Here is a 5283-nt window from a genome sequence, read left to right as displayed (position 1 = left end):
CGAACCAACCGACCCCCGGCCCATCATGCGGCGGCTCTGGCAGATGTCAGGGATCGACGCGCCCACGGTCCTCGGCCGCGCTGGCGTCCATGAGGACGACGACCCGATCCGCTACAGCCGCCTCCGCCGCGTGCTGTCGGGCTACCTCCACGGCACCGCCCAGGAGGTCGGCGAGCTGCTGACCGCCTTGGGGCTGCATCCGGGGAGCCCGATCAGGGGCGAATACGTCAGGGTCTATCTGCGGTGGGCCAATGCCCATGCGCTGGGCATTCTCGCCCGCGACCATGGGGTGATTCTGTGAGTATCGTCTACATCGGCATCGACCCCGGCGGTCATGGCGCGGTCGTCGGGCTGCCGTGGTCGGGCTCGCACGCTGGCACGCCGATCGCCGTCAGGGCGGACGGGCCGGTGGGCTACCAGCGGGGCGCATTGAAAGCGGGGCTCACCGTCCCGCTCTACCTGGACGCCCTCCGCACCGTCGCCCACGGGTGCCAGGTCGGCGGGGTGCTGGTCGAGATGCCGTCTACCCGGCCCGGCGAATCGGCCAGCTCTGGGCAGCGGTCGGGGATGCACGTTGGCGCGTGGCTCGGCCTGCTGTCGGCGCTCGGGTGGCCGCACGAGATCATCCGGGCGCAGGCGTGGCGGCGGCTGGCGGGGATCGTGGTGGCGAAAGGGGGCGACCCGAAGGCCGCGACCCTCGCTGCCGTGATGGCCCGCGTCCCCGACCTCGACCTGATGCCCGGCGCCGTCCGCACCCCTCACGACGGGATCGCCGATGCCGCGGGGCTGGCGTTGGCGGCGCGTGGGCGGTTTGGCTGATTCATACTTTTGTGTTGCGCTGGCGCAAGGGTGAGCATATAGGAATGGGGCGGCGGCGATGATGCCCCGCCTGAATGGAGACAGCATGACCCTGACCCGCAACTACCACGGTGTCGCCCTCCGCAACCGGCCCGACCTGTTCGTGAGCGAGGCGCTCGCCCTCACCTGCGCTGCCCGGTGCGAGCGCCCCCACCGCGTCGTCATGGGCGCCGATGGTCAGTTCCTCGTCGTCGTCAACGCTGACGCCATGCGGCTGGCCCGCGCTGGCTTCGAGGTGCGGGCGTGAGCGACCGAACCCCCGTCACCCCTGAGCGGCCCGTGTGGGTCACCAAGTACGCCCTGGGCGGCGGGATTCAGCGCCACGACGACGGGCTGATCGTCGCGGATGGGACGGCGCCCTACTTCCGGCTCCACAAGTTCGGGGGCTACTTCATCCTCGGGCGCGATGCGTTTGTGTCCGAAGCCGAGGCCCGCGCTGATGTCGTGCGGCGGGCTGAGGCCAAGATCAAGAGCATCGAAAAGCAGGCGGCCAAGTTGCGCGCATTGATCGCCAGCAACGGCGGGGAGGTGTCGTCGTGACCCGCGCCCGCGACTTCGCCCACATCCTCGCCCTGCTGATGCTGCCCCCCGCCCTCTGCGTCGGGCCGACCTGGCTGGCGATGGCGATGGGGTGGTGATGGGGCCGGTCCCGCTTTTCGTTGAGCTGTGCGCAGGCACGGCGGCCCTGTCGCTCCGTCTCCAGCAACGCAAGGCCAAGCCCCCGGTGTCTCGGATGGGCTCGAAGTCGGGCTACGCAGACGCAATCCTCCGGGTGCTGGGGCTGCACGCGGGGCAGAAGGCCGACCACTACCTTCTTTGCGAGCCCGATGCCGGCTGCCGACTGCTCCTTGAAGCATACCGGGATCGCGCGCTGGCCCTCGCGGCTGCCGATATCATCCGGTCATGGGCCGATGAGGAGCCCCGCGCGCTGTGGGAGCGCCTGAGAGCCGAGGGGCCGCCAGTCTGCCCGCCTGCTGATGCGCGGGAGGTGGCGCGGTGGGTGGTGCGCTCAATGTGGAGTTATGAGCAGGGCAATATCCGAACCGGATTCGTCGGCCCCGGCGACCGGCGACAAGACACGACCGCGACCGCGGCCAAGATCGCCCGGCTACAAGGACTCCCCGCCACCATCGCCGACGACGCCCGCCCCATCGAGCCGGGCACTCTGCCGCCGGGGACGGTGGTGTACGCTGATGTCCCGTACCAGGGGACCACCGGCTATGCCCACCTGTTCCCCCGCGAAGAGTGGCTGCCGGTGGTTCGCCGCTGGGCCGAGGCCGGCGCCATCGTCTGCATCTCCGAGGCCGAGCCCATCCCTGAGCTGGTCGCCGATGGCTGGCACGCGGTGGAGATCACCGGGGCGAGAGTGGGCCAGGCGCGCACATTCTCAAAACAAAAGTGCGAATGGCTGACGCTGAACCGGCCGCCCGCTTGGACGGTGCCGGTGCAGACGGGGCTTTTCGGATGACCCGCGCCACCCCCGCCTCCATCGTCCTCCTGCAACCCCTCGACTGCGGCGGCTACGTCGCGCCCATCGGTGCCCATCTGTGGGCGTGGGAGACGGACGCAGCGTGGCTTGTGCTGTTCCACGGGGTTGAGATCGTGGCCCCGAAGGCTGCGGCCCGGCGCTTCGTCGTCGGCGTTGATGCGGTCGAAGTCAAGGCCAGCGCGAGAGACGAAGAATACAACGAGGTGAAGACGTGACCAACGACTGGCAGGACCGATGCGCCCTCATCCATGGCCCCTATGAGCAGACGCTTGAGACGGTCGAAGCGATGGGCGGCGCTGACCTTGTGGCCTTCTCGCCTCCGTATTGTGACGCTCGTACCTACGGAATGGGCGTGTCATGGGATGACGCCGACTATGCGCGCCTCGGTGACTTCGTGTTCCGGGCGCTCAAGCCAGGTGGTCACGCGCTCGTCAACGTGGACGCGCCAGTCAGGGAGTGGCGGCCGGGGTTCGGGACCGAGCGCGGCTTTCACCCGTGGCGCATGATGCTTGACTGGGCTGAGCGCGTCGGGTTCCGGGTGCCGGATCGGCTGGCGTTTGGGCGTGACGGGACGCCGGGCGCATACGTCGGGCGCTTCCGAAACGACTGGGAGCCCCTGCTGTGGTTTCAGCGCCCCGGGGGGGGTGGGTGGTTTGAGAAGGAATCGATCGCCTCGGAGTCCACAGATGGGGCCTATATCGGAGGAAGCGGGACAAATCGACGCAACGACGGGACAGTCAATGTGCGGCAGGTTTCGGGGTGGGCAGCGGAGAATGGAAAAACGCAGCCCGGTACTCTTTGGGCATATGGAAAAGCGGGGGCCGGACAAACCGGCGCCCCCGACGTCGAAGCCCAAGGCCACCCCGCACGATGGCCCTACAGGCTCGCCAGCGACATCGTGCGGTGCTTCTGCCCGCCCGGTGGGCTGGTGGTCGATCCCTTCGTCGGCGCTGGCACAACGGCTGCCGCGGCCCTCGACCACGGCCGGCGCTTCGTCGGCGGTGACCTCGGCAGCAGGCAGGACCATGAACAGAACCGGGCGCGCGGCCTCGACCCCGTGCCGTGGGTTGAGGTGACACGTCGCGTGCTGACCGAGCGGTATCGGCAGCAGTCGCTTTTCGGATGACCCTTGCCGCGCCCGATTGACGGGATAGCGGACACCGCCCCCAATGAGGGGGCTCCAACACGCCCGATACAGGGCAGGAGTGCTGCATGTTTCTGTATGATTTCAAGGTTCACGAGAACCAGATCGCGCGCGTCTATGCGAAGAATACCGAGCGCGGCTGCATGATCACGACCGTCCTGTTCGACGGCGGCACCATGGGCAAACCCGTCCAGGTGGCCGTCAACACCGACTCGGTTTGGCTTCCGGGCCACATGGGCGTCCCGCAGGATGGAGACGAGCCGGGCGACATTCGCCCGATCTCCGGGGCCGCCCTTCGGATCGTCGAGGCCCGCACGGGCACGGTCCAGCTCCACGAAAAGGCCCGCATGATCTCGGCCACGGTCGAGGGCCACCCCGCCGTGCTGCCCGTCGTCGGGTTCCACGTCGTCTGGCCGACCTACTCTGATGGGAAGCCCCATCCCAAGGCGGGTCAGACCTATGTGACCCTGCCGGGCATGGGCTCCCGCATCGTCGATCAGACCCCCGAAGAGGTCCAGGCGCTGTGGGATGCCGCCGAGCCCTTCGGGTTCACGGTCCACGCGGGGCCGATGCACCCGGCGCTCGCGGACGCTGAGCACCACGACAAGTAGACCGGCATCCCCTACAGCATTGAGCCCCGGTCGCAAGGCCGGGGCTCTTTCGTTTGCGCGGCTGGCTCAGTTGACCGGCAGCTTGTGGGCCAGGTCGAGGCGGATCCGGTCGGCATAGGCGCTCGTCTCTTCCATCACGGCGCGCCGGGTTTCAACCTCCGCCACGTTGTCGAGCACTTCGATCAGCGGGGCCAACTCGCGCAGCGCGGCCGACAGGGCGGGCAGGTCGAGGCAGAGGATGAACCCGCACTCCCCGGCGATCGTCGTCTCGATCGCGAACCGGTGGCCCCGGACCTCGCCGCCGTTCCGGATCGCAACCCCGTTGGTGTCCATGTCGCCCGCGACGGTGGTGGAATGAGTGAATCCATCGTTCACCTCGTCGTCGCTGAACTCAGCGGGGATGCACTTGCCGTCCTGCCAGATGTAGTCGCTCATGGGGCTCCTTCGCGCGTCGCGCTACTGGCCCCTATCGCGCCTTGCGCCGAATGTGCAGATATTGAGTTGCGCCATGCGTGGCAGACGATACAGGCCCCTTGCCGGGCAACCGGCGCAACATCGTGTCTCTCCTGGTTGGTGGCCCATGCCACCCCTCCCCGGTTGATCCCCGGGGGGGTCGCCAGGGGAAGGCGCAGCGAACCACAGGATTGAGAACATGACGACGACCGCAGCCCCGATGGGGCAGGACTCCGCACGCGCCCAGATCTTGGGCGATGGGTCGAACCAGTGAGCGCCCGCGACGACGGGCCGGCCGCTGCTCAGGTCCAACTCCGGTACTACCAAGAGGAGGCGTTCGCCGCCGTCCGGTATGACTTCAGCATGGGCGGGCTTGCCGCGCTGCTGGTGCTCGCCACGGGCTGCGGCAAGACCATGACAGCCCTGTCCATGGCGGCGGCCACTGTGAGGCGTGGGGGCCGGGTGCTGTGGGTGGCCCATCGCTCCGAGCTGGTGAATCAGCCCCTTGAGGCGTGGCGGGGGCTGGCGCAGTTCCACGGGGCCGGCGAGGCGGGGATCGTCCAGGGCGGGACCGATGATGTCGGGGCCGCCGTCATCTTCGCCAGCACCGGGACCATCGCACGCGGGGCGACCGAGGAGGGTGGGCGGTTGGGGCGCATCTTCGACGGAGCGGATTCGCCGATTCGCATGGTGGTCATTGACGAGTGCCTGCCCGCCGGGACGCCGAT

At 68.6% G+C, this 5283-nt stretch carries 10 protein-coding genes; 9 read left to right on the top strand and 1 reads right to left on the bottom strand.

Translation table 11 applies throughout. The features are described 5' to 3' along the window. The 8 genes from VM221_02840 to VM221_02805 all read left to right on the top strand — a co-directional run. Window positions 1-301: hypothetical protein (locus VM221_02840; GenBank protein ID HUT73758.1), on the top strand; the 301-nt coding region annotated here is incomplete at its 5' end. Further along, entirely contained in the window at window positions 298-819 is a 522-nt protein-coding gene (locus tag VM221_02835) for a hypothetical protein (GenBank protein ID HUT73757.1), read from the top strand. The genes VM221_02840 and VM221_02835, both read left to right, overlap by 4 nt. 85 nt (window positions 820-904) lie before the next feature. Beyond that, the gene (locus VM221_02830) at window positions 905-1105 is read left to right on the top strand and encodes a hypothetical protein (protein ID HUT73756.1); all 201 of its coding nucleotides are present in this window, start codon (window positions 905-907) and stop codon (window positions 1103-1105) included. Further along, entirely contained in the window at window positions 1102-1398 is a 297-nt protein-coding gene (locus VM221_02825; GenBank protein ID HUT73755.1) for a hypothetical protein, read from the top strand. The genes VM221_02830 and VM221_02825 overlap by 4 nt, the downstream gene beginning before the upstream one ends. 193 nt (window positions 1399-1591) lie before the next feature. Continuing rightward, a complete protein-coding gene (locus tag VM221_02820; GenBank protein ID HUT73754.1) occupies window positions 1592-2326 on the top strand; it encodes a hypothetical protein in 735 nt (244 codons plus the stop codon). Then, complete coding sequence (locus VM221_02815; protein ID HUT73753.1) at window positions 2323-2562, top strand: hypothetical protein; 240 nt, start codon at window positions 2323-2325, stop codon at window positions 2560-2562. Before VM221_02820 ends, VM221_02815 begins: the two co-directional genes overlap by 4 nt. After that, window positions 2559-3473: a DNA methyltransferase gene (locus VM221_02810; GenBank protein HUT73752.1), complete on the top strand. Its 915-nt coding sequence runs from the start codon at window positions 2559-2561 to the stop codon at window positions 3471-3473. Before VM221_02815 ends, VM221_02810 begins: the two co-directional genes overlap by 4 nt. A gap of 86 nt (window positions 3474-3559) precedes the next feature. Then, window positions 3560-4102 carry a hypothetical protein gene (locus VM221_02805; GenBank protein HUT73751.1) on the top strand — a complete coding sequence of 181 codons (543 nt, stop codon included), beginning with the start codon at window positions 3560-3562 and terminating at the stop codon, window positions 4100-4102. Window positions 4103-4168: 66 nt separating this feature from the next. On the opposite strand, the gene VM221_02800 is transcribed toward VM221_02805, so the two are convergent. After that, the gene (locus VM221_02800) at window positions 4169-4537 is read right to left on the bottom strand and encodes a hypothetical protein (GenBank protein ID HUT73750.1); all 369 of its coding nucleotides are present in this window, start codon (window positions 4535-4537) and stop codon (window positions 4169-4171) included. A 288-nt stretch (window positions 4538-4825) separates the two neighbouring features. Here VM221_02800 and VM221_02795 point away from each other — a divergent pair. Beyond that, a partial coding sequence (locus VM221_02795; protein HUT73749.1) for a DEAD/DEAH box helicase family protein occupies window positions 4826-5283 on the top strand: 458 nt, incomplete at its 3' end.

The organism is Armatimonadota bacterium (assembly GCA_035527535.1).
Taxonomy (GTDB): Bacteria; Armatimonadota; Hebobacteria.
This window is presented reverse-complemented; position numbering and strand designations above follow the sequence as displayed.

Bases quoted from the DNA above. Each gene is read 5' to 3' on its own strand.
- VM221_02830 (HUT73756.1), top strand. From the start codon at position 905: ATGACCCTGACCCGCAACTACCACGGTGTCGCCCTCCGCAACCGGCCC.
- VM221_02820 (HUT73754.1), top strand. From the start codon at position 1,592: ATGGGCTCGAAGTCGGGCTACGCAGACGCAATCCTCCGGGTGCTGGGG.
- VM221_02815 (HUT73753.1), top strand. From the start codon at position 2,323: ATGACCCGCGCCACCCCCGCCTCCATCGTCCTCCTGCAACCCCTCGAC.
- VM221_02805 (HUT73751.1), top strand. From the start codon at position 3,560: ATGTTTCTGTATGATTTCAAGGTTCACGAGAACCAGATCGCGCGCGTC.
- VM221_02800 (HUT73750.1), bottom strand. From the start codon at position 4,537: ATGAGCGACTACATCTGGCAGGACGGCAAGTGCATCCCCGCTGAGTTC.